General features: G+C 49.5%; 19 protein-coding genes and 1 tRNA gene. 11 read left to right on the forward strand and 9 right to left on the reverse strand.

Annotated features, from left to right (window positions below; all coding sequences use genetic code 11):
* Positions 1-256: 256 nt before the first annotated feature.
* Positions 257-1,273 (forward strand): alpha/beta fold hydrolase, encoded by a 1,017-nt coding sequence (locus ACR9Y8_RS17065; protein ID WP_481214451.1) that lies wholly within the window; start codon positions 257-259, stop codon positions 1,271-1,273.
* Here the strand turns inward: ACR9Y8_RS17065 and ACR9Y8_RS17070 are convergent.
* Positions 1,236-3,503 (reverse strand): patatin-like phospholipase family protein, encoded by a 2,268-nt coding sequence (locus ACR9Y8_RS17070; RefSeq protein ID WP_481214452.1) that lies wholly within the window; start codon positions 3,501-3,503, stop codon positions 1,236-1,238. The two genes, ACR9Y8_RS17065 and ACR9Y8_RS17070, sit on opposite strands and share 38 nt — an antisense overlap.
* Before the next feature lie 79 nt (positions 3,504-3,582).
* Entirely contained in the window at positions 3,583-4,650 is a 1,068-nt protein-coding gene (locus ACR9Y8_RS17075; protein WP_481214453.1) for a COX15/CtaA family protein, read from the reverse strand.
* Between the two features lie 105 nt (positions 4,651-4,755).
* On the opposite strand from ACR9Y8_RS17075, the gene ACR9Y8_RS17080 reads away from it, so the two are divergent.
* Both ACR9Y8_RS17080 and ACR9Y8_RS17085 read left to right on the forward strand, forming a co-directional pair.
* Complete coding sequence (locus tag ACR9Y8_RS17080; RefSeq protein ID WP_481214454.1) at positions 4,756-7,038, forward strand: patatin-like phospholipase family protein; 2,283 nt, start codon at positions 4,756-4,758, stop codon at positions 7,036-7,038.
* A gap of 157 nt (positions 7,039-7,195) precedes the next feature.
* The gene (locus ACR9Y8_RS17085) at positions 7,196-7,627 is read left to right on the forward strand and encodes a hypothetical protein (RefSeq protein ID WP_481214455.1); all 432 of its coding nucleotides are present in this window, start codon (positions 7,196-7,198) and stop codon (positions 7,625-7,627) included.
* A gap of 35 nt (positions 7,628-7,662) precedes the next feature.
* Here the strand turns inward: ACR9Y8_RS17085 and ACR9Y8_RS17090 are convergent, their stop codons facing one another.
* On the reverse strand, positions 7,663-10,617 hold the full coding sequence (locus ACR9Y8_RS17090) for a serine hydrolase domain-containing protein (RefSeq protein ID WP_481214456.1): 2,955 nt from the start codon (positions 10,615-10,617) through the stop codon (positions 7,663-7,665).
* A gap of 259 nt (positions 10,618-10,876) precedes the next feature.
* Between ACR9Y8_RS17090 and ACR9Y8_RS17095 the strand changes: the two genes are divergently transcribed.
* The 3 genes from ACR9Y8_RS17095 (at position 10,877) to ACR9Y8_RS17105 (ending at position 13,156) form a co-directional block, all read left to right on the forward strand.
* On the forward strand, positions 10,877-11,464 hold the full coding sequence (locus ACR9Y8_RS17095; RefSeq protein WP_481214457.1) for an adenylate kinase: 588 nt from the start codon (positions 10,877-10,879) through the stop codon (positions 11,462-11,464).
* A gap of 95 nt (positions 11,465-11,559) precedes the next feature.
* Entirely contained in the window at positions 11,560-12,603 is a 1,044-nt protein-coding gene (gene obgE / locus ACR9Y8_RS17100) for a GTPase ObgE (protein ID WP_481214458.1), read from the forward strand.
* Between the two features lie 127 nt (positions 12,604-12,730).
* Positions 12,731-13,156, forward strand: coding sequence for an acyl-CoA thioesterase (locus ACR9Y8_RS17105; protein WP_481214459.1), 426 nt, complete (start codon positions 12,731-12,733; stop codon positions 13,154-13,156).
* On the opposite strand, the gene ACR9Y8_RS17110 is transcribed toward ACR9Y8_RS17105, so the two are convergent.
* Both ACR9Y8_RS17110 and ACR9Y8_RS17115 read right to left on the reverse strand, forming a co-directional pair.
* Positions 13,153-14,406: a multidrug effflux MFS transporter gene (locus ACR9Y8_RS17110; protein ID WP_481214460.1), complete on the reverse strand. Its 1,254-nt coding sequence runs from the start codon at positions 14,404-14,406 to the stop codon at positions 13,153-13,155. The two genes, ACR9Y8_RS17105 and ACR9Y8_RS17110, sit on opposite strands and share 4 nt — an antisense overlap.
* A 78-nt stretch (positions 14,407-14,484) precedes the next feature.
* Positions 14,485-15,360, reverse strand: a complete 876-nt coding sequence (locus ACR9Y8_RS17115) for an acyl-CoA desaturase (RefSeq protein ID WP_481214461.1) — start codon at positions 15,358-15,360, stop codon at positions 14,485-14,487.
* A gap of 186 nt (positions 15,361-15,546) precedes the next feature.
* Here ACR9Y8_RS17115 and ACR9Y8_RS17120 point away from each other — a divergent pair, with 186 nt between their 5' ends.
* Positions 15,547-16,299: a hypothetical protein gene (locus ACR9Y8_RS17120; RefSeq protein WP_481214462.1), complete on the forward strand. Its 753-nt coding sequence runs from the start codon at positions 15,547-15,549 to the stop codon at positions 16,297-16,299.
* Positions 16,300-16,307: 8 nt separating this feature from the next.
* Complete coding sequence (locus ACR9Y8_RS17125) at positions 16,308-16,982, forward strand: DUF2306 domain-containing protein (RefSeq protein WP_481216233.1); 675 nt, start codon at positions 16,308-16,310, stop codon at positions 16,980-16,982.
* On the opposite strand, the gene ACR9Y8_RS17130 is transcribed toward ACR9Y8_RS17125, so the two are convergent.
* The 3 genes from ACR9Y8_RS17130 to ACR9Y8_RS17140 all read right to left on the reverse strand — a co-directional run bounded on the left by ACR9Y8_RS17130 (position 16,922) and on the right by ACR9Y8_RS17140 (position 18,574).
* Positions 16,922-18,037, reverse strand: coding sequence for a tetratricopeptide repeat protein (locus ACR9Y8_RS17130; RefSeq protein ID WP_481214463.1), 1,116 nt, complete (start codon positions 18,035-18,037; stop codon positions 16,922-16,924). The genes ACR9Y8_RS17125 and ACR9Y8_RS17130 overlap by 61 nt on opposite strands.
* Before the next feature lie 14 nt (positions 18,038-18,051).
* Positions 18,052-18,124 (reverse strand) — tRNA-Thr (locus ACR9Y8_RS17135).
* Positions 18,125-18,199: 75 nt separating this feature from the next.
* Positions 18,200-18,574, reverse strand: a complete 375-nt coding sequence (locus ACR9Y8_RS17140; RefSeq protein WP_481214464.1) for a DUF7674 family protein — start codon at positions 18,572-18,574, stop codon at positions 18,200-18,202.
* A 221-nt stretch (positions 18,575-18,795) separates the two neighbouring features.
* Between ACR9Y8_RS17140 and ACR9Y8_RS17145 the strand changes: the two genes are divergently transcribed.
* Positions 18,796-19,554, forward strand: a complete 759-nt coding sequence (locus ACR9Y8_RS17145; protein WP_481214465.1) for a DUF72 domain-containing protein — start codon at positions 18,796-18,798, stop codon at positions 19,552-19,554.
* Positions 19,555-19,559: 5 nt separating this feature from the next.
* Here ACR9Y8_RS17145 and ACR9Y8_RS17150 read toward each other — a convergent pair whose 3' ends face one another.
* On the reverse strand, positions 19,560-19,865 hold the full coding sequence (locus tag ACR9Y8_RS17150; protein ID WP_481214466.1) for a YbaB/EbfC family nucleoid-associated protein: 306 nt from the start codon (positions 19,863-19,865) through the stop codon (positions 19,560-19,562).
* 51 nt (positions 19,866-19,916) lie between these two features.
* On the opposite strand from ACR9Y8_RS17150, the gene ACR9Y8_RS17155 reads away from it, so the two are divergent.
* Positions 19,917-21,197, forward strand: coding sequence for an NAD(P)/FAD-dependent oxidoreductase (locus tag ACR9Y8_RS17155; RefSeq protein ID WP_481214467.1), 1,281 nt, complete (start codon positions 19,917-19,919; stop codon positions 21,195-21,197).
* Positions 21,198-21,245: 48 nt separating this feature from the next.
* Complete coding sequence (locus ACR9Y8_RS17160; RefSeq protein WP_481214468.1) at positions 21,246-22,313, forward strand: DUF2891 domain-containing protein; 1,068 nt, start codon at positions 21,246-21,248, stop codon at positions 22,311-22,313.
* Positions 22,314-22,321 lie beyond the last annotated feature (8 nt).

Genomic DNA, 22,321 nt, shown 5'->3' on the forward strand with positions numbered 1-22,321 from the left:
GCAGGGCCTGCTGGCGAAATTCCACCTTCACTAAAGTGCGCTAAGGTTAATTAAGCTTGCCAGGAACTGACTAAGGTTCACTAAGCTTGCACTAAGCTTCCACCAAGAGTCGACTAAGGCTTCATGAAGACTGAACGAGGATTCCACGAGGAAAACACGAAGGTGTGACGAGGAAAACACGAGGAGTGCACGCCGCTCATACGAGCATCGGGCATTACTTTTGCCCTTAAAGCCGGGTATCTCAAAATCTGTAACCATGCTATCCATATTGCTGCAGCGAAAAGGCCTGATTCCGGCATTGCTGGCCGTTCTTTCCTATCATTTTGTGAACGCCCAAACCATCTCTCCCCAAGATTCCATCCTTTCGGGGTTCCAATATCCCTACCCCGTACACTATATTTCGCTGAACATCCAGGGTCAATCTTTGAAAATGGCCTATATGGACGTACAAGCCTCCCATCCCAACGGCAAAACAGTTATGCTGCTACACGGCAAGAACTTCTGCGCAGCCTATTGGGACAGCACCGCCGCTGATCTGAGCCGCAACGGCTACCGGGTGGTGATACCGGACCAGGTGGGTTTTGGAAAATCATCCAAACCGAAACAGCTGCAGTACAGTTTCCAGCTGCTGGCGCAGAACACAAAAGCCATCCTGGATAGCCTGCATATTACCAAAACCGCCGTACTGGGGCATTCTATGGGCGGCATGCTGGCTGTTCGCTTTGCCCTGATGTACCCTGGCATTACAGAAAAGCTGATCCTGGAGAACCCCATCGGGCTGGAAGACTGGAAGGTGAAAGTGCCTTATCAACCTGTAGACAAATGGTACCAATCCGAACTGCAACAGGACTATGAAAAAATTAAAAAGTACCAGATGGACAGTTACTATGCCGGGCAGTGGAACACCGCCTACGATAAATGGGCGCAACTACTGGCCAGCTGGACCAAAGGCCCCGATTACCCCTTAATAGCCTGGAACGCCGCCCTTACCTATGATATGATCTTTACCCAGCCGGTATATTATGAGTTTGAGCTCATCCAGGCTCCTACCCTGCTCATTATCGGGCAGCGCGACCGTACCGCCCTTGGCAAGGCGTTTGTCTCTGAAGATGTACGTAAAACCCTGGGCAATTATCCGGAACTGGGTAAACGTGCTGCGCAAAGAATCCCGCACGCCAAACTGGCGCCTATAGCAGGTGTTGGTCATCTGCCGCATATTGAGGCTTACCAGCCTTTTATTCACTCTTTGCTGAACTTCCTGAAGCAGGATTAACTGTTCTCATTAAGCGAAGAATATAGTCAAATCCGGCCTGGTTGCCAGGGTTGTTCACCGCGCCGGCGATATCCATCTTTTCGCGGGAGGTGAGATGCCAGCTGAGCGCCGCCGCCTTGTCTTCCTTCTGCGGTACATACTGGAAGATGACCCGGTGGAATTTGTCCGGGAAATACCCTTCCATGTAATTCACCTGGTTATCCTGCTCAAAATCCTGCATGGCGCTCCAGTGCTGCTGCATGGTGAACAGCGGCTCGAAGAGCAGATCGCCGAGATCTTTCTGCTTTTTGATGGGTTGGATATCGTTCTTTCGGGTGTCGCGAACCTGTATGTACACCACCCCGCTGGTATTTTCGTTGATCCAGTGCCGGAAATTGTAGAGAAAGCGCAGGGTGGTTTCCTGTCCGAAATTATCCCGGATACCGGCATCCATGACATCCACAATAGGATCGCTGGGCAGGAACACGTTTGGCAGCACATATGGAAAAGTGGCGCACATGCGGATGGCGCTGCTGATGCGCAGGTCCATGGCTTGCTGCGACGCAAAATACTGACCAAAATCAACCGCGTCCACGTCCCGTATCGGTCGGGTGGGGTACAGGTATTCCGGCGCGCACAGATAACTGATCGGTTGCGGGGAGATCATCAGGCGACGGCCATCCGCATTAATGGTGGAATTCCAGATCAGCATGGGGATCAGCGCCTGCTGCTCAGGATCCCTGTAATCTTTCAACGTTTTCTGCAGCACATGATCTGTATTTTCATTCAGCTGTTTCTCAAAGTAATAGCCCCTGTCTTTCCCGTAATGATTGGAGCCTATACGGAACTCCCTGAATGGCGTGATAAAATCGTTTACCGCCATGGCAGAAAAAACCGAGTTGAGCAGATCGCGCGAAATACGTTCCGTGTAGATACTGTCGTAAATATTGATGCCGGCGCCCTGCAGTTTCCGGTAATACAGCTCGCGGTAATAGGATGCGCCGATCATACCGCCGGAGGCCCCGGTCATCAACATCGTATGTTTCATTAACTGCCCGTTCATCATAGAATCCAGGCGCTGCAGCACATTCATGGACCAGGTAGCAGACCGGACGCCGCCGCCGCTGAAGTTCATCACCACCAGTTTAGGCTTGTGCTCATGAGGGAACCGGGATCTCCACCGTTCCAGGATCTGCAGGGTTTGTTCCCGGTCTTTCCGGGCCAGTTCGGCCGAAAAGAACTGCTGTAAGGATGCTACATTGTATTCCGGTCTTTCTTTCTTCTCACGATAGTTAAGCCCGTAAGCCTTATTGCGGTTATCAATCCAGTCATTTACCGTCATCCAGTTAAGGAGGAACATCATGACCAGCAAAACAGGGATGGCCCAGGTTTGCAACAAATAGGCATAGGCGCCGGCTACCCCGATCAGGAACGCAAAGAACACCATTACACTGGCGCCCGCCGGGATACGGCAAACGTTGTAATCCATCAGGAAGGCCAGTATTACCAGGAACACAAGGGCGGCGCCCACGGTGATCATGGATGCGAAATGGTGCTGTTTCAGGATGCTGTCCAGGTAATGCTTGTTATAGTGATCCACATTACGGGCGCGGCGTATCCTGAAGGGAGAAGAAAAATAGTTGTGCACCGGCAGGGCGTTTTCATCATGTTCCTGCGTGGGTTTCAGCACCATCCGCAGAAAGTTGCGGGGGCTGCCGAACTTACGCTCCAGGCGCCGGCTGATGTTTTTATCTGCGTTGAAGAAGTAAAAGAACGAGAAAAAGATCACGAACAGTAAACCACAGATAAATCCTTCCGCCAGCAACAGGATCTCCGGCACTGTGTTCAGCTGCTGGTAGCGCTGGTACTCCCAGCCACGGAACAGCAGGCATAGTACAAATGTGAGCGGTATGATGGAATTGTTAAGACTATACCTGAAGAACGGCTGTGAAGTGGTAGCCAGGAATTTAAATCGCCCCGTATGCAGGATGAAGGTGGTGATATTCCAGCTCATGGTGAAGAACCCGGTGGCCAGCCCCAGTATGGTGGTGCTGTAAAAATTTACCTTTCCCAGGTATTCCGGGGCCAGGTACAAGGCATCGCCTCCAAACACTTTGGCAAAGCCTCCGTTGATGGTACTGAAAAGAATAGCCCAGAATATGAGCAACACCTGGTATTTACGGAAATGTAACAGCAGGAGCTGGATAGGGAAAGAATAGTAAGTTTTTACCAGCAGTAATTTCACTTTCACGTGCAAGATAGTTTGTGCCGGATGGATGATCATCCAAAAGGCAATTACTGATAAACTTACGAAAAATAGTCGTAAGTTATCAGGCAGCTATCTTAGCCGCGGCTGTGGCTTTTCCGTTACTTAAAAACAGTGTCCACACCAGCGCCAGCAAGAGAAGCATGCCGGTAAACTGGTGCAAAATAGCCAGCAGCATGGGGATCTTCACCTGGCTGCTCATAACGGTGAGCACGCCCAGTAATACCTGCAGCAGCACCAGCAGCAAAGGCAGGTAACGGATACGGTGCAAACGGCTATATACCGGCGTTTGGGCGGCTTTCCACCACCATATGGCCACAAGGATGCTAATCAGGTATGCCAGCCCGCGGTGGATAAATTGTATGGTGATCTGATTATGAACAATATCTGCGAAAAAACCACCCTGGCGGAAGATGCCCGCCGGCCACCACATGCCGTTAATATCAGGCCAGGTACTGGCGGCCAGTGCAGCGTGCAGGCCGGCCATAAAAGCACCGTATACCAGTTGAATGGTTAAAAGTACCAGCAGCCATGTATTCAGTTTACGCAGCGAGGGCGTGTAAAGCATTTCTTTTACAGGAGTGCTTAGCTTGAGGGCAAACCACAGCACGTAGCAAAGCAAGAGCAGGGCCGCAATAAAATGTATGGCCAGGCGTATATGGCTTACATACAGGTTCTCTTCATTCAGGCCGCTCTTTACCATGATCCAGCCGATGGCGCCCTGCAATGCTCCCAGCAGGAACAGGATCAGCATAGGCTGTACCATAGAACGGTCTATCTTCTTTTTTGCTACAAAATAGATGAAGGGCAAGGCAAATACGAGTCCCATCAAACGGGCCCAGTCACGGTGGAGCCACTCCCAGAAATAAATGGACTTGAAATCAGACAACGTAAAATGACTATTCACATATTTGAACTGCGCGATCTCTTTGTATTTGTCAAAAGCAGCCTGCCAGGCCTGCGCTGTCATGGGCGGTAATGCACCCAGTATAGGCTGCCACTCTGTAATAGAAAGGCCGGAGCCGGTGAGCCTGGTAATGCCCCCTAATAGTACCTGTATGATGATCATCCCAACACCTGTAAAAAGCCAGATGGCTACAGGACGATGTTGTTGCAGTGCATTTCTTTCCATAAACGCTGCAAAATTAGGGAAGTTTGCAATTGGAAGTGCTCTGTTTCGCCTGAGTCTTATCATCAAAAATCCGGAATTGTTTCGTTAAATTTCAGGCTCAGTACCATGAGTATGCTCCCTCCGGGAAAATTGATCATACGCCTGCTGCTACAGCTATCCGTTTATCTGCGCATCTTTATTGTATTTGCGGCTGCTATTGTGCTGCTGATACTGGCCGCCTGGTGTTTCTGGTGGTTACCCCAGGGGATAGACATGATCCTGAAAGCCACTGAAACCCGCTGGAGCGGTATTATATTACTGCTGATGCTATTCTTCTGGGCATATGTGAACTGGTATTCCGGCCGCATCCTGGCATTCAGAAAAAATCAGCGTTTTAACTGGTATCCGGTGGGATGGGAGCCGGTATTTCTTAAACACCTGCCCAGCCTGTTAGGTTTCCTTTGTTTTACCGTAATAGGATTAGCCATACTGCAGGCTCCCTCCGGCATTGGGAAACGGCCCGGCGTGCTATTACCGGTAATAACGCTGCTTCATATTGTTTTGTACGTATCCGCATCTCAGCTGATGAAGGTATGGGGCGACCGGCTGGCCGTCCGGAACCAACTGTTGCAGGTCTGTACCTGGCTGCTGGTGTCTGTATTTGGCGCTATACTGCTCTGTGGATGGATCAATACGCCATCTTCACTCGTAACAGGTATCTGCTGGATGCAGTATGCCTGCCTCTTCCTGATAAATAACCGTACCAAACTTAATCTGCTGAATACGAAATGGCTGAAGTCACCCTTCTTTGCACGTTTCCTGGAGAAAGTATGGAATGATGCCAACAGTGCCCAAACGCGCAGACCGGAAGAGGCCCTGCTCTTTGCCATCTTTAACGGCATCAGCCTAACGGCTGCTATCTGTTATTTCACGGCCATCTTTTATTTGCCGTTTGCCAATAGCATTGGCAGCTTTTCATTTGCCCTGCTGGGGTTAGGCGTGCTATTGGGCTTTGCCAATATTATATCGCTGCTTTCCATACTGTCTGGCATTAACTATACGGTAGTGTATATTGTATTGGTGGTAATAATAGGCTACTTGTTTGAACCGCATAATGTGCGCATTTATAAAAGCCGCAACAGCACCGCAAAAGTGTTTGACGAACGCCAGCACCTGGAAGAGTTCTTTGTGAACTGGCTGCAACAGCGGGAGGCAGAGATCCGGCGGGACAGCATCTATCCTGTTTTCTTTGTACTGGCGGATGGCGGCGCATCCCGCTCCGGGTACTGGACAGCAGCCGTGCTTACCCGGCTGGAAGAAGGATCCGCCAGGCGTTTCTCCAGGCACCTGTTATGCCTTTCCGGCGCATCGGGCGGCAGCATGGGAAACAGCGCATTCTTCTGCCTGCTGCAGCGGCGCGATAGCATTTACAGGGCCGGGCATACCCTTCAGCAGGAAGCAAGAGATTATCTGAAAAGCGATTTTCTCACTTATACCCTGGCCCGGATGATGGGCCCCGATATGTTCCGGCCGGTATTCCCCTTCCCTTTTATATATGACCGTGCAGCGGCCCTGGAGTACGCAACAGAACATGCGGCGCCCGACTCTGTTATTATTGGCCGCTCTTTCAGGCAAATGGTTTCCGGGCTGATTGCGCGCCGCGGCGACAGCGCCTACAAGCTGCCTATATTATACCTGAATACTACCCGCATGCAGGATGGTACACCAGGCCTGGTCAGCAATATCCTGATCGACTCTGCGATCTTTGGTAAAAGGATAGATGTACTGAACCTGCTGGAACCAGGCCAGGATCTGCGATTAAGCACCGCCGTGATATTGGGTGCGCGCTTCCCCTACGTAAGCCCGGCAGGGCGTATCGGGAATAACTACTTTGTAGATGGCGGATATTTTGATAATTCAGGCGCAGGAGCGGTACACGAAATGATCCTACAATTACATCAATGGTCGCACGATAGCAGCTGGTTCAGCCAGTATCCCCGCCTTCGCACATTGCAGCTGGCCAGTAAATTACGCTGGTATGTGATCCATATTACCAATGGCAGCCAGGATCCGCTTGCGTTGAAGAAAGTACACCCGGTGGTGAACGATCTTCTATCTCCCGTGCAAACGCTGATAGGCTCTTACAATACACAAACGGTGGTGAACAATCTCCGCCTCATCCGGTACCTGGGAGAGCTGAACAAGGATACCACCTATTTCCCCATCTCATTATATGAAAAGAACGATAGCAGCGTATACCCTATGAACTGGGCCATATCAGACACTACGCTACGCAGGATGAATAATCGCCTGGATCACTATCCCCGCCTCGACTCCCTGGTAAAATGGATCCGCAATAATTTTAACCTGCCGGCAGGCGATGTCTCTGAACTGGGCAAGGGCATGTAAAACATTCCTAATAAGATTTTCACTTTCTCTTAACGATCACGTAATATTCAGTTAACGCAGATGGTTGATCTTTGCGGCGACAAAACGAAGGCATTAGGTATTAGCTAATATACTGCCCCAATCATTTAAACTTTAAAAGCTTAATGTCATGTATAACATGTCCAAGACTATTACTATTGCAGCTGCTGCAATGCTGCTGACCGCCGCTGGCGCTGTTGCCCAGAACAATGTTTTTGCTTACAATATGCCGGCTAAGCACAGTGCCGCTTCACACGTTGTAGTGGAAGAAGCGCCTGCTGGTTTCAAAGTAAAACTGACCCAGTCAAGTAAAGATTCACTGGTGTTTCGCCTGAGCCTTGAAAACGCTACCGCAGAAAGAGTTGTATTGATGATCAAAGACAAGAACGCCAATGTGCTGCATCGCGAAGTGATCCCTGCTACTCCCGTATATATCGGCCGTTACAACCTGCAGGGCCTGGAAGATGGTAATTACACTTTCGAGTTAAGGAATGGCAGAGACAAGATTGCACAGAAGACGATCGAGATCAGAACTGAACTGGCTGTAAACAGGATAGGATCTGTACAGTAATCGTACAGCCCTACCCTGTCTTATGATGATGTTGATTATTTGATGATGGCTTTGTAAAGCACTTCCATCACATTCTCTCGAACATGCATGGTGCTTAGTTTGAGATTTGTACCGCCACTTGGGCATACCCGGTTACTCAGGAAAATAAACACAAGTTTATACTGCGGGTCCACCCAGATACAGGTTCCTGTAAACCCGGTATGCCCGAAAGTAAGGGGAGATGCGCTGGCAGAAGGATAGTGATCCTTTCTCTTCGCATTATCCCGCTCGGGTTTATCAAAGCCCAATCCCCGCCGGCTGTGCGGGCTGCCATAGGAGGTAAAGAGCTGGATAGTTTCCGGTTTGATAAATTGAATATCGTTGTACCGTCCTCCGTTCAACAACATCTGCATGATCACCGCAAGGTCATGAGCATTCGAAAATAATCCTGCATGGCCCGCTACCCCGCCAAACATTGCTGCTCCGGGGTCATGTACATCTCCACGTAATAACTGCATACGGAAGATCTGCTCACGTTCTGTGGGTACAATCCGTTGCAAAGGGAAACGCTCTCTGGGAAGGAACCCTGTGGTACCTAGGCCCAGCGGATCGTAAAAGGTTTCTTTTACGTACTGGTTCAGCTTTTTACCGGTAAGTTGTTCTACAATCTTTCCGAGGAAGATGAAATCCAGGTCGCTGTATACGTATCCCTGACGTGGATTAAGCTTGCTGTCCAGGATTTTTTTGAAGATCATCGCCTCGTAGGTGCTGTCCATATACATGTTGTCTGCCACACGTACGGTGTGAATGGAATCTGCATTCTTATGATACAGCACCGTATCGGGCGTACCATCGGTATTCAGTGTTTCGCGGTAGAAAGGAATGTAGGGCACCAAACCTGCCTGGTGCAGCAATATATCGCGTACGCGCAGATCTGCTTTGTTGGTGTTCTTTACCATAGGCAGATAATCGCCGAGTGTTGCATCCAGGCTTAGCTTTCCTTCATCGTACAAACGCATGATGGAAATGGTGGTAGCGCATACCTTGGTAACAGAAGCCAGGTCATAAATAGATTCCGGTGTTACTTCCTCCCAGCGGTTATAATCGTAGTAACCGAAACATTTATTATACACGATCCTGCCGTCTTTCATAGCCAGTATCTGGCCGCCGGGGGCCGCTGCGTTATCCATCATTCCCTTTGCCAGCCCGTCTATCTGGGTCAGCATCAGAGAACGCATACCAACATCCTCCGGTTCTACCTTAGGCAGATTTGTAAAGGAAGGCAGTGAATACGTGATACCGGAACCGGAAGGGAAATTGTTGCATACTGTTACCGGCAGCTTGCCCTTGGGGCCTAATTTTCCAAATAACAGATCGGCAGCTGCCTGCTGGGTAATATCATCATCTTCATACGCCGCCACAACGGTAGGCGCTTCGCAGAAATACTGTATGGCATACGGGTTGCCAAAGGCAACTGTTACGGTAGGCATCTCTTTTTGCAGTTGTCCTATCAGCACTTTTTCTGCTACAGAAATACCAAAGCTGTTAGCCGGGCGCCGGTTATAATTATGCAGTCCGATGATCACCGCCTTATAGTCGCGTTGCAGGCGGTTCATCAGCGGCGCCACATCATGTATGGTTTGCCGGCTGGTAAATACAAACACATCTGCATCGGGCCGGTATTGTTTAACCGCCTGCAGGAAAGTGTTGCTGGCATCTGCGCCAACAGCTATCACCGCAAGCTTCTGTTTACGGAGGGGAAACGGCTGGAAAGGTATCAGTCGGTTATCGTTCTTTAACAGCGTAATGGCCTGCTGCGAAATGTGGCGGCGTAAGCTGTCAGACTGAGCGTTCAGATCATTGGTCAGGTTCACGGTATCGATCACCTGCGGATTATTCAGTCCCAGGTTGTATTTTGCCATGAGCACTTTCTTCACACGGCGGTTCACTTCGTCCCAGGATATCTGTCCTCTTTTAATGCCCCGCATGATAGCTTGTATACTGCCTGCTGCAGTAGAGGGTAATATCATGAGATCATTACCTGCCAGCAATGACCGTAAGGATTCCTCACCATTTGTATAGAACTTGGCAATGCCCTTCATCTCGAGGGCATCCGTCACTACCAGGCCTTTAAAGCCCATTTGTTCCTTGAGCAGATCGGTAACCGCGTTGCTGGAAATGGAGGTGGGCGTATTGGGCTTCTTGTCTATAGCCGGCACATACAGATGAGCTACCATAATGGAACCTACACCCGCCGCAATGGCTTCCCGGAAAGGGTAAAGCTCCAGCGAGTCCAGGCCGCCGCGGGATTTACCGATGACCGGCAGGTCCAGGTGTGAGTCTACGTCAGTATCTCCGTGCCCGGGGAAGTGTTTGGAGCAGGCCATAATGCCGGCATCCTGCATGCCCTTGATCATGGCCACGCCCATACGGGCCACCTGGTATTTATTTTCACCGAAAGAGCGATCGTTGATCACCGGGTTGTTCGGGTTATTATTAACGTCCATGTCCGGCGCAAAATCAGTGTGTATGCCCAGGCGGCGGCACTGGTTACCCATCAAACGGCCGGCCTCATAGGCCAGGGTGCTATCTTGCAGCGCGCCTATCATCAGGTTGCGGGGCAGGCTGATCACGCTGTCCAGCCGCATGCCCAGGCCCCATTCGCCGTCTATAGCAACCAGCAATGGTACTTTTGAGATGGATTGATAGTAATTGGTTAGTGTTGCCTGTCTCACCGGCCCGCCCTGGAAAAAGATGACGCCGCCTACCTTGTTGTCGCGTATATCGCTTACAACCTTGTCTATGTGCTCCTGTCCCAGGTTAGAATGCGCCCTGATCATGATCAGCTGCGCGATGCGTTCTTCCGGCGTAAGGGTATTAAAAACACTGTCTGCCCATTGTACTGCCTTGTTTTGTAACGTGTTGTCTTTTGGTTGTTGGAGCCCGTTTTGTGCTTGTCCCGTCTTGAATATAGGTATGAGCCCCAGTAGTAATAAATACTTCCTGATCATTTTATAAACTTACAAATATTTATATGAGGTTCAACGAATTAATAATATTATTTATATAATTGTCTAACCCTCATAAAATAAATACGTTGCGAAAAATCATATTTCAATAAATTTTATGTTTTTGGGCGAATTTTTAAATTGTGTTCACTATTACCGACAAATATTTCATATTATTTAATCAACCGTAATTTTATTACCAATACATTCAATTGTTTGTTATATTTGCAGTCTTGCTATTAAAGTATTTTTAATTAGAATCATGGTCAATATTATTTTATTTGGCCCTCCCGGCAGCGGCAAGGGCACACAAAGTGCTAACCTGATCAAGAAGTACGGTCTCATTCACCTGAGCACCGGCGATCTGCTGCGGAGCGAAATAGGAGCCCAGACCCCTCTTGGCCTGGAAGCTAAAAAATTCATGGATGCCGGTCAACTGGTGCCAGACGAAGTTGTGATCGGCATGATCAGTTCCAAATTGGATGCCAACCCGGATACCCGGGGCTTTATATTTGACGGCTTTCCCCGTACTACTGCCCAGGCAGAAGCGCTGGACAAGCTGCTCACCCTGAAGAAAACTTCCATTTCTGCTGTATTGAGCCTGGAAGTACCTGAAGATGAGCTGATCAAACGCCTGCTGAACCGTGGCCTTACTTCCGGCCGCAGCGACGATGCTAATGAAGATGTTGTGAAAGCCCGTATCGTGGAATATCATAACAAAACCGCTCCCGTAGCTGATCATTATGCCAAATACGGCAAGTTCAAGAAGATCAAAGGCAACGGCAGCATAGACGAGATCTTCGGGCTGTTAAGCAAGGAGATAGACGAGCTGGTAGTGGAAAGAGTATAAGAACCCGCAACAGTAGCGGATCTTCCATAAAAACTTATTGCACGCAAAGATCGAAAGTGACGTGGTTCCTGAAAATCACGTAAACTTCCCGATCTTTGCGTTTTTATTTATTGCAGGCCTGGCCTGCCAATGTAAATGCTAAAGCTTTGGAAAAGGGCAACTTTGTAGATTATATCCGTGTATTTTGTAAATCCGGCAAGGGCGGCGCCGGCAGTAGTCATTTCATGCGCACCAAGTTTAACCCCATGGCTGGCCCCGATGGGGGCGACGGTGGCCGTGGCGGGCATATTATCCTGAAAGGCAATGCGCAGCTATGGACCCTGCTTCACCTCCGCTGGCACAAGAACGTGATAGCTACAGATGGCGGGAACGGCAGCCGTAACAACTGTACCGGCGCCGATGGAGAAGATGTGATCATAGAAGTGCCCCTGGGTACGCAGGTATATGACGAGGAATCCGGCGAGCTGGTGGCGGAGATCCTGAACGATGGACAGGAAACCATTCTCCTGCCCGGCGGACAAGGCGGCCGCGGTAATGCCTACTTTAAAACGGCTACCAACCAGGCCCCTGAATACTCCCAACCCGGCGAACCAGGGCAGGAAGGCTGGAAGCTCCTTGAGCTGAAAGTATTGGCGGATGTGGGGCTGGTAGGATTTCCCAATGCCGGTAAATCTACCCTGCTTTCTACCATCACCGCTGCCAAACCTAAAGTGGCAGATTACGCATTTACCACCCTTTCCCCTCAACTGGGTATCGTTTCCTACCACGACGATAAATCTTTCTGTATCGCCGATCTCCCCGGTATCATAGAAGGCGCACATGAAGGCCGCGGCCTGGGGCACCGCTTCCTGCGGCATATTGAGCGCAACTCCGTACTGCTCTTCCTCATCCCTGCAGACAGCAAGGATCACCGCCAGGAATTCGATATCCTCGTAAATGAACTGGAACAGTACAATCCTGAGTTGCTGGACAAACAGTTCCTGCTGGCCATCAGTAAAAGCGATATGCTGGATGAAGAACTCCAGAAGGCCATTGAAGCAGAATTACCGGAGGATGTGCCGCATGTGTTCATTTCATCTGTTACCCAGCAAGGGCTGACAGAGCTGAAAGACATGCTGTGGCAGGCGCTGAACGACTAATAGGCCGCCTTTATACCCGCATAAATAATTTCACTTTGGGAAGCGTTCGTTTCTTTCGGAACTTTGCACCGTCATTCAATGCAAAGAACCCCGCCCTATCCGATAACTTTCTAAAAAGGAGATGTTTATGCACGCACAGCCTGAGTTGAAGTTCCGCACCCGCAGATGGGTAAAGCCGGAAGACCTGAATCCCAATCATACCTTATTTGGCGGCAGCCTGCTGAAATGGATCGATGAAGAAGCCGTGATCTATGCCATTCTACAGCTGAACAACCCGAAAGTGGTCACCAAGTTCATATCAGAGATCAACTTCATCAGCGCCCCGCGTTTGGGCGATATCATTGAACTGGGTATCGTGGCCACCCATTTTGGCCGCACGTCTATCACCTTGAAATGCGAGGTAAGGAATAAGATCACCCAGCACCCCGTACTGGCCATAGAAAAAATGGTATTTGTGAATGTAGACGATGACGGCAAACCCGTTCCACACGGTAAAACCGCCATCACTTTCGCAAAAGACCGCATGAAATATGATCCTGCCACATTAAATTAGGCAGCAGCATCATTGAGTTGCCTTGCTTCCTGCGCCATTTTTTTTGCAGCGCTGTGCCGGATGAACCGGCTACCGGCAAAAAGTATACATAAGGCAAGCAGGGAGCAACCCGCCATCACGCCTGTCATAGGAAAAGTCGTATGATCGTTCTTGCTCAACAGGCTTACCGCCACAGAGGCCAGCGCGCCCAGGCCCATTTGTAAAGCGCCCATCAGCGCCGATGCGCTGCCCGCGTGCTGCGCAAAGGGCGCCATAGAAAGCGCTGACGCATTAGGAAAGATAAACCCTGCACAGGAGAGGAAAATAAAAATAGTGACCAATGTGCCTGGCAAACCCAGCCAACCATTACCGGCCCCGGTAACCAGCACGATACCTGTAATGGCCTGGACAGCGAGGGCTACTATGATGATCTGTTCACTTTTATATCTCTTCAGTAAGGCGCTGTTCACCTGTCCCGAACCAATCAGGCCCGCGGCCAGCACGGCAAAGATCAGGCTATACTGGGTGCCGGATACTTTGAAGATCTCCAGGAAAACATACGGCGATCCGGCTACATAAGAAAGCAAACCGGCAAACACGATGGCCCCGCCTACCGCATAGGTAGTGAAGCGCGGCTCTTTTATCACAAACAGGAAACTGCGGATGATAGGTGCGGGCATCAGTGAATAATGGGGATCCGGCTGATAGCTCTCTGGCAATTTCCAGTAAGAAGCCGCCAGGATCGCCGCCGCCAGGGCCGTTAATATGATAAAAATGTAGTGCCAGCCCAGGTATTCACTTACGTAGCCGCCAATAGCCGGCGCCAGCATGGGCGAAGCGCCTACTACCAACAGCAGCATTGAAAATACTTTGGCATTCTCTTCTACCGGGAACAGATCACGTACCATGGCAGTAGCAGCCACTGTACAGGCGCAGCATCCCAAGGCCTGCAGAAAACGCAAGGCGATGAGGGCATCCACAGAAGTTACAAATACGCAGCCCAGGGAAGCGAGCAGGTATACAAGCAGGCCAATGTGCAAGGGACGTTTTCTGCCAAAACGATCCAGCAGCGGACCGTATAACAGCTGCCCAAAAGAAACGCCTATAAAAAAGCTGGATAAAGAAAGAGAAACTTCTGCTATGCTGGAGTGCAGATCTTTTGCAATGGCCGGGAAACCCGGCAGGTACATGTCAATAGAAAAAGGCGCCAGTGCAGTCAAGGCGCCTAAGATCAGTATCAGTAAAAAATGTTTGCGCTTATCGTTGGTCATAATATCCGGAATATGGTCATGCAAAGCTACCTTACCTATCGGTCACTTGCATGTACCAAATCCCGGTATTCATTGTACTTATGAAGGGTTGATCTTATTGCTTTCTTTCACTTTCACCGGAACCGGGCGGATATCCCATACAATTCCAAAAAATCCCAGCGTGCGGATAATATAGTAGGTGATATCGATCTCCCACCAGTAAAAACCCTGCCGGGCTGCGCTTTGATAATAATGATGATTATTGTGCCAACCCTCGCCCAGCGTGATCAATGCCAGTATCAGGCTGTTACGGGACTGATCGCCGGTTTTGTAACGCTGGTTGCCGATCTTGTGCATCAGCGAATTAATGGTGAAAGTACCATGATAGAGCAGGATCGTGCTCAGGAAAAAACCAATGAACAGCGTAGAGAGGCCCGCGCTCCAGTCAAAGAAACCGGCGCCATTCACTTTATTGCCTATCAGGTACACGGCCAGCGCCAATACTACCGGCGGTACAAAGTGATATTTATTCAGCCAGTACAGCTCCCTGTGTTTCATATCCTTGATCAGGTCATAGCGGGTGGGCTTGTACTCGGGTCCCATGATCCAGCCGATATGGGCATACCAGAAGCCATACAGGTTAGCAGAGTGCGGATCCTCGGGCGTATCGCTATGCTTGTGATGGATGCGGTGATTGGCAGCCCACCACAGCACGCCTTTCTGAAAACTGCTCTGCGCACCAAAAGCCAGTATGAACTGGAAGAAACGCGAGGTTTTAAAAGCACGGTGCGAGAAATACCGGTGATAGCCGCCGGTTACAAAAAACATGCGCGCTATGTAGAGCACGACGCATACGATCCAGTCAAATGCATGCACAGTGGTAAAGAATGCCAGCAAAGGTACCATGTGTATGCCTATAAAATCAAGCTCATGTAGCCAGTCAGGTTGTTTCCGTATTTGTTTTGCGGTGTTCATTTGTCAAAGATAGGTGGATTAAGTTTCGCAGTCAATGATATAAATCATTCCGGACTGATCGGGCAATCTTTATGCCCATCTCAATAGGATGACAAAAATATAAGGTAAAGTTAATGCTTCACCTCCGGCTAATACATTTATATATTTATTATGTTGGAATGAAGTATTTTACATCAAATCTTACCTGTGAAATATTACATCCCCTTGATTGTGTGCGCCGTAACATACGGTGCCTGCGTATCACCCAACACAAAGCCTGCAGCTGCAGCTGACAGCTCTGCCATTGTAACAGCCATGCTGGAAGCAAGTGCCAGTGGTACTTATAAAGGCGATTTTGGTGGCAGCCCTATTTTTATCACGGTTAATTATGCCGGTAATAATCACATAGCAGGCTACGACATACATAAAGGCCTCCGTCGTAACCTGAGCGGAAAGTTCAGGCAGGAAGGAGACGGATGGACAGTACAACTCAATGAGCCCGGAGATCACCCTTATGACGGCAGCTTTCAGCTGGTGTTTGATAAAACCTTCACCACTGCACGTGGCAAATGGACGCCTCTGAACACACCTGCCTTACAGGAGAAACAGCTTACCCTAACCCGTTTGACCACGAGCGATGCGTCGAAATCAGATGGGAACGATTTCATGGGCTCTCCTTTATCCGGTGAACATTGCGATATCGCTTTTGATGCCGATGGAAGCTGCGAATTGAACTACTACGAGAAAATAAATGACTCTACCTATGCCCCACAAATGAACACCGTAAGGGGCACCTGGGAAAAGACCGGGGAGGAGATCCATGTGAACTGGCAGCCCAACGAACAATTTGGCAAACGTACCAGCACTTTTAAGTTGCTCTTCTACGAAGACCCTGATAGCAAGCAGCGCTATTTAAACGGAATATCCGGTGAAGGCTTTGAGTTCAGTATGGCCGGATGATGCTAAAGGTGTTGAGACATACGCTATTTGCAATACTGGCGGCGCTTATACTATCCGGCGCCTGGCTCATGTTGCGCCTCAGTTTGCCTTATGCTTCCTTTAACCGTTATACCGATTTCCTGATGACCAAGCAGCTGGTGTACCATATACGCCACTGGCGCATCAGCTTTTATGTACATGTGTTTGTCAGCACTATTGTGCTCGTCGCAGGCCTTCTGCAGAGCAGTATGTACCTGTTAAGGCGGTATCCTCGCCTTCACCGGTATGCAGGAAAGATCTATGTAGTTACAGTGCTATGCTTCAGTGGCCCGGCAGGCCTGGTGATGTCGTTCTATGCGAACGGGGGTCTGCCTGCACGGATCAGCTTCGTGCTGCTGTCTTTATCGTGGCTGGGCATTACGTATGCGGGATGGCGTTATGCGCTGCAGGGCCGCTGGAAGGACCACGGCCGGATGATGCTGCGAAGCTATGCACTGGCGCTTTCCGCGCTTACATTGAGGCTCTATGCCTATCTCATCGCAGCATTGCATATTCCACTGCACCCGGTGGCAGCTTATATTTCTATTTCCTGGCTCAGCTGGACCCTGAATCTTCTCGTGGTAGAAGTATTGATCCGCAACAACTATCTCATTCCAAGCAAGGCAGACTCCTTTACAAAATGTCCGTCATCTGACAGGCTGTAAAATTCCTTTTCCAGCTCTTTGCTGTCAAGCAACCTGTTGTCGTAAAGCCCATGCTCTTCGGGGTCTTTTTCGTATACTAACTGGAACAGCGTTACCTGTATATTCCCGTTCTTCTGTACGGTAGGCACTTTAAACGGATCCTTCAATATCTTATGCCCGCCTATTTGTAATTTATCTATCAGTTTTCCTTGCGGGTTATAAGTGACCATGTAATATACAGGCGGTATATTTTCATCGCTCACCACATCTCTTTCTGCATATATCACCGCTTTAACACTATCGGTAGCTCTTACTACTCCTACATAATAGTACTCGCTGCCTACATCACGTGAAAATGATGCGTCCCGCATTTCTGCTACGTATCGCTCATAGTCATAGGAGATGAGATTTCCCAGCTTGTCTCCATACTGCATATCGAGCACCAAAGGCAGCTCCAATGGTTTGAATTCATGATAGAACAGGTTCCACTCCAGCTTTTCAGGATCGGTAGCCCCGCTGAAGGCTTTGGTAATAGCCGCGTCAAATTTCCACTTACTCTCCTGCCTTACATTTTCCAGGTCGGGGTCCTTGTAAATATTCTTGTAATTGCTGTACCCAAACTCTATGGCAGATGTTAGATAATACAGCGCCTTATCCCCATGTCCCAGCCGGGAATAGGCACAGGCCTGGTTAAACATCACTTTGTAAAGCGGGGAGTAATCCATCAACTCTGCAATGGTATATGCATTGGTAGCTTCCAGGTATTCTTTCTGATCCATCAGGGCATTCCCCAGCTCGTAGTACGCCTTTCCGCTTGGTTGCAGCAGGATAGCTTTTTTAAAGAGCGCAACACCGCCTGCAGGATTCTTCTTGTTTCGATAGGTGTCAATTGCCTCGAGGAACAGCTTGTCAGCATCTTTGTTCTTTCCGTTTGTTTGTTTAAGCACCAGCAATACCGTATCCTTGTTATACAGGGAAGAAAGCTGTAATGCTATTTTCTTAGGCTTTTCTGCCGTGTTGCGGGAATGACATGCAAACAGGCAAATACTTGCGAGCAATAGGGATAAATAACGCATAACCGTTTTTTTCGAGCCAACCATGGGATTCGAACCCACGACCTACAATTTACGAAACTGTTGCTCTACCAGCTGAGCTAGGTTGGCTTGGCCTGTACAAATTTAACAATCCCAGCGTTACCAAAAACAGCAGTAGAAAAAATTCTCGTGAGCTTTCCGTTTCTATTGTTTATTGATCTGAGGGGCGTCCCCTATTTGCTGCTGTATAAACATCGTATACAGCGAAGCTGGTACAAGTGAGTATAGTTTTATACGGTAAATAGCATCAGTGATCGGCAGGCAGGACAATGCAGGCAAAAAGTGTTCTTCTATCGCGCCTTTTACTACCTGGTTGCCGCGCTCATACAGGCGGCCGGCCACCCTTAGACATTTGCCTGCAATGCTGTAGTTATGATCTTGCAGCTGTTTGCGGGTATAGTTGCTCAGGCAGGTAACGGTTTCGTATACATGAAAGACTGCGGGAAATTGGTGCAGTGGTTTTCTTAATTCCGGGATTGCATCTTCAATCAATGCCGGTACTTCATATTGGTTGATCATAGTGCTGAATATTTAATGTTCCAGAACCTTCACCATCAATTGTGCCAGTATGCCAATATTGGGGAACACATGCGTAAAGCATTCATGAACAAATACTTTAACTATATACCAGCCATAGGCAGTCGCCCTTATTCCAGTTACAGCTTTTTCAGTCTTTTGCGTACTTATTTTCATATTCTGAAAAACAGGTACCAATGTTGTGCTCTCATCAAAAAAGCCGTATGAAAAGATCACGTGTAGCCTGGCATATAGGCACCTCCGGTTGGAGCTATAAACACTGGAAAGGATTGTATTATCCGGAAAAGATGAAACCAACGGATTACCTGGAGTACTACAGCCAGGAATTCGGCTGTACGGAGATTAATACCAGTTTCTATCACCTGCCTAAAGAAAAGACAGTATTGGACTGGGTGAAAAAAGTGCCTCCTGCCTTTGTCTTCTGCCCCAAGCTTAGTCGCTACATTTCTCATTTAAAAAAGCTGCGTGATCCGGTGCCAGGCATGCAGGTCTATTTCAGTGTATTTGATGTGATAAAAGAACGGCTGGGGCCTGTATTAGTACAGCTGCCCGAGCGCCTGACCTTTGATGCAGGCGTGGCAAAAGAGTTTTACAGCCTCCTGGCAACTACGTATAAAGCGTATGATTTCTCCTTTGAAGCGCGGCATACCAGCTGGTTCAGCCGGCAAAGCCTGTCGCTAATGGAGGAATATGGGGTTGGTCTTGTAATAGCCCATTCAGGCAAGCGCTTTCCCTATAAGGAAGCCGTGACCGCTCCGCACATCTACCTGCGTTTTCATGGTCCTGCCGATCTCTACGCATCCAACTACGCTACTGTCTCATTACGGGCATACGCCCGCAAGTGTAATCGTTGGATGACAGAAGGCCACAATCTATGGATCTTTTTCAACAACGATGTGCATGGCTATGCACTGGAAAATGCACGAAAACTGAAGGAGCTGATCCTTTCTACACCGGCGTAAGCAGCTCAAAGCCCGAGCCCGCCCAACATGCCGCCGGCTACACCCTTCATTTCAGATTCCCAGGCGTTCTCCGCATTCTTCAGGGCGCGGTTAAGGGCAGTGATCAACAGGTCTTCCAGCTCTTCTTTATTGTCCGGGCTTAACAGATGCTCCTTTATTGCAATGGCTTTTACCTCGCGGTTACCGTTTACAGTCACCTTTACATCACCGTCACCGGCATCCCCGTCTACCGTGATGTTAGCCAGCCTTGCTTTTCCTTCCTGCATTTTCTGCTGCGCTTCCTGCAGCTTTCCAAAGAGATCTCCGAACATATAAGATGTTTTAACCCCACAAAGATATAGCATGTCGTGTTATATGCTTATATGTCTCAATTCCTTATCTTTCCGGCTAATTTCATGACTGGCATGATCGAAACAAAGGTTTGTATTATCGGCGCCGGACCGGGTGGGGCTACTGCTGCCCTGCAGCTGGTACAGCTGGGCATTGACTGTGTAGTGGTGGACAAGGCGGTTTTTCCGAGGGACAAAGTCTGCGGGGACGGATTAAGCGGAAAAGTGCTCACGGCCCTTGAAGCGATCGATAAGGACGTGGCAGAACGCCTGCGCCAATATGCGCAGAAACTGGGCAGCTGGGGCGTGACCTTTGTATCTCCCGGCAGGGTGGCCATGGAAGTGGCCTACAAGCCTAATTATAACCGCCAGGTAGATGAACCGGCCGGCTTTGTATGTAAACGTATCCACTTTGATAATTTCCTGGTAGATGAATTGAAACGCAGGCCGGAAATACAGCTCTTTGAAGGCGTCACTATTGATAAATATGCACTTCAGGAGGATGGCTACCTGGTAACAGATACCACCGGCAATTTTTCCGTAAAGGCGCAATTGCTGATCGTAGCCAACGGAGCACACTCCTCTTTCACTAAAGAAGTAGCCAACATCCGGATGGAGCCGGCTTATTATGCCGCCGGCGTAAGGGCTTACTACAAAAATGTAACAGGTACCCACCCCGATAATTTCATTGAGCTGCACTTCCTGAAGCCCTTGCTGCCTGGTTACCTCTGGATCTTCCCCTTACCTAACGGCGAGGCCAACGTAGGCATGGATATGATCAGTGAAGCGGTGCGCAGCAGGAAAGTGAACCTGAAAAAACTGCTGACAGAAACCCTTGAGAACGACCCTGTTTTTAAGGAACGTTTCCGAAATGCAGAAATGACCAGCAACATAGAAGGCTACGGCCTGCCGCTGGGCAGCAAAAAAAGGAAATTATCCGGTGACCGTTATATGCTGGTAGGCGATGCTGCCTACCTCGTAGATCCCTTTACCGGCGAAGGTATCGGCAATGCCTTATACGCCGGCAGACTGGCCGCTCAGCAGGCCGCTGCCGCGCTCAGGGCCAATGACCTGTCTGCAGCAGGCCTTGCCGCTTACGATGAAAATGTTTACCGCGTACTGGGCCCAGAACTGCAGCTGAGCCACCGGCTGCAAAAGCTGGTAAAATACCCCTGGCTGTTTAACCTGCTCATGAAAATGGGCACGCGTAACAAACAATTGAAAGAGCTGATCTCCTGTATGTTCTATGAGGTAGACCTGCGTAAAAAGCTGGCCCGGCCTTCTTTCTATATCAAACTGTTATTAAACAAATAGCTACCTGTGAAGAAGCGTTTATTCCTATCAATCTGCACAACTGTGTTTATGGCAGCCAACAGCAATGCCCAGCAAGGGCTCTATATCCACGATGAGGCGGGCCACCTGCAGCTTACCATGGCCGGTGCATCACATCTTGCCGCCCTTCCCCTCAAATGCATGCAGCAGGAATTTCCCTATAAAACAGGTGTGGTATTTACAGACAGCTCACTGGTGAAGAACCCGCGGGGCTATCATCCGGCCTTTTACGGCTGTTACGACTGGCATAGCAGTGTACACGGCCACTGGATGCTGGTAAAGCTGTTGAAATCATTCCGCGACATGCCACAGGCTGCGCAGATCCGTGCTAAGCTGGCCGAAAACCTTACGGCAGATAATATCCATATTGAGCAACGCATCTATCACGAAAAAGAAAATAAAGGCTTTGAGCGCATTTACGGCTGGAGCTGGCTGTTGCAGCTGCAAAGAGAGCTGCTTAGCTGGCAGGACCCGCTGGGTGTAGAACTGAGCAAAAATGTGCAGCCATTGGCTACACAATTTTCCAGGGCCTACATCGCCTTCCTGGACAAGCTGGTATATCCCATCCGCGTAGGCGAACATACCAACCTCGCCTTCGGCCTGCGCCTTGCCTGGGACTATGCCGCCATTGCAAAAGATACCGCGCTGCAGACCGCCATCACCAAAGCCGCCCTTCGCTTCTACGCAAAAGACAAAGGCTGTCCCATTAGCTGGGAACCGGGAGGCTACGATTTTCTCTCCCCCTGCCTGGAAGAGGCAGACCTAATGTGGCGGATCATGCCCGCAGCACAATACAATACATGGGTGCAGGAGTTTTTACCGGGACTATTTACCTCTCCTGTCAACATCCTTACTATTGCACAAGTGAAAGACCGCACAGATGGCAAACTGGTGCACCTGGACGGACTTAACCTCAGCAGGGCCTGGTGCCTGTACGGCATCGCCCGTCATGTAACACAAAACCGTGCTGCTATCCGCGAGCTGGCCCGCCAGCACCTGGAAGCCGCGCTGCCGCACGTGGCTAGTGGGGACTATGCCGGCGAGCATTGGTTAGGCTCCTTCGCTGTTTATGCATTAACAGTGGAGAATAATGAATGATCAGTTTT

The organism is Chitinophaga sp. SVR4-12A, assembly GCF_056754765.1.

Excerpts from the sequence above, each read along its gene's own strand:
- ACR9Y8_RS17065 (WP_481214451.1), top strand. The coding sequence starts at position 257 with ATGCTATCCATATTGCTGCAGCGAAAAGGCCTGATTCCGGCATTGCTG.
- ACR9Y8_RS17075 (WP_481214453.1), bottom strand. The coding sequence starts at position 4,650 with ATGGAAAGAAATGCACTGCAACAACATCGTCCTGTAGCCATCTGGCTT.
- ACR9Y8_RS17080 (WP_481214454.1), top strand. The coding sequence starts at position 4,756 with ATGAGTATGCTCCCTCCGGGAAAATTGATCATACGCCTGCTGCTACAG.
- ACR9Y8_RS17085 (WP_481214455.1), top strand. The coding sequence starts at position 7,196 with ATGTCCAAGACTATTACTATTGCAGCTGCTGCAATGCTGCTGACCGCC.
- ACR9Y8_RS17090 (WP_481214456.1), bottom strand. The coding sequence starts at position 10,617 with ATGATCAGGAAGTATTTATTACTACTGGGGCTCATACCTATATTCAAG.
- ACR9Y8_RS17095 (WP_481214457.1), top strand. The coding sequence starts at position 10,877 with ATGGTCAATATTATTTTATTTGGCCCTCCCGGCAGCGGCAAGGGCACA.
- ACR9Y8_RS17105 (WP_481214459.1), top strand. The coding sequence starts at position 12,731 with ATGCACGCACAGCCTGAGTTGAAGTTCCGCACCCGCAGATGGGTAAAG.
- ACR9Y8_RS17110 (WP_481214460.1), bottom strand. The coding sequence starts at position 14,406 with ATGACCAACGATAAGCGCAAACATTTTTTACTGATACTGATCTTAGGC.
- ACR9Y8_RS17115 (WP_481214461.1), bottom strand. The coding sequence starts at position 15,360 with ATGAACACCGCAAAACAAATACGGAAACAACCTGACTGGCTACATGAG.
- ACR9Y8_RS17130 (WP_481214463.1), bottom strand. The coding sequence starts at position 18,037 with ATGCGTTATTTATCCCTATTGCTCGCAAGTATTTGCCTGTTTGCATGT.
- ACR9Y8_RS17140 (WP_481214464.1), bottom strand. The coding sequence starts at position 18,574 with ATGATCAACCAATATGAAGTACCGGCATTGATTGAAGATGCAATCCCG.
- ACR9Y8_RS17145 (WP_481214465.1), top strand. The coding sequence starts at position 18,796 with ATGAAAAGATCACGTGTAGCCTGGCATATAGGCACCTCCGGTTGGAGC.
- ACR9Y8_RS17150 (WP_481214466.1), bottom strand. The coding sequence starts at position 19,865 with ATGTTCGGAGATCTCTTTGGAAAGCTGCAGGAAGCGCAGCAGAAAATG.
- ACR9Y8_RS17155 (WP_481214467.1), top strand. The coding sequence starts at position 19,917 with ATGTCTCAATTCCTTATCTTTCCGGCTAATTTCATGACTGGCATGATC.
- ACR9Y8_RS17160 (WP_481214468.1), top strand. The coding sequence starts at position 21,246 with ATGGCAGCCAACAGCAATGCCCAGCAAGGGCTCTATATCCACGATGAG.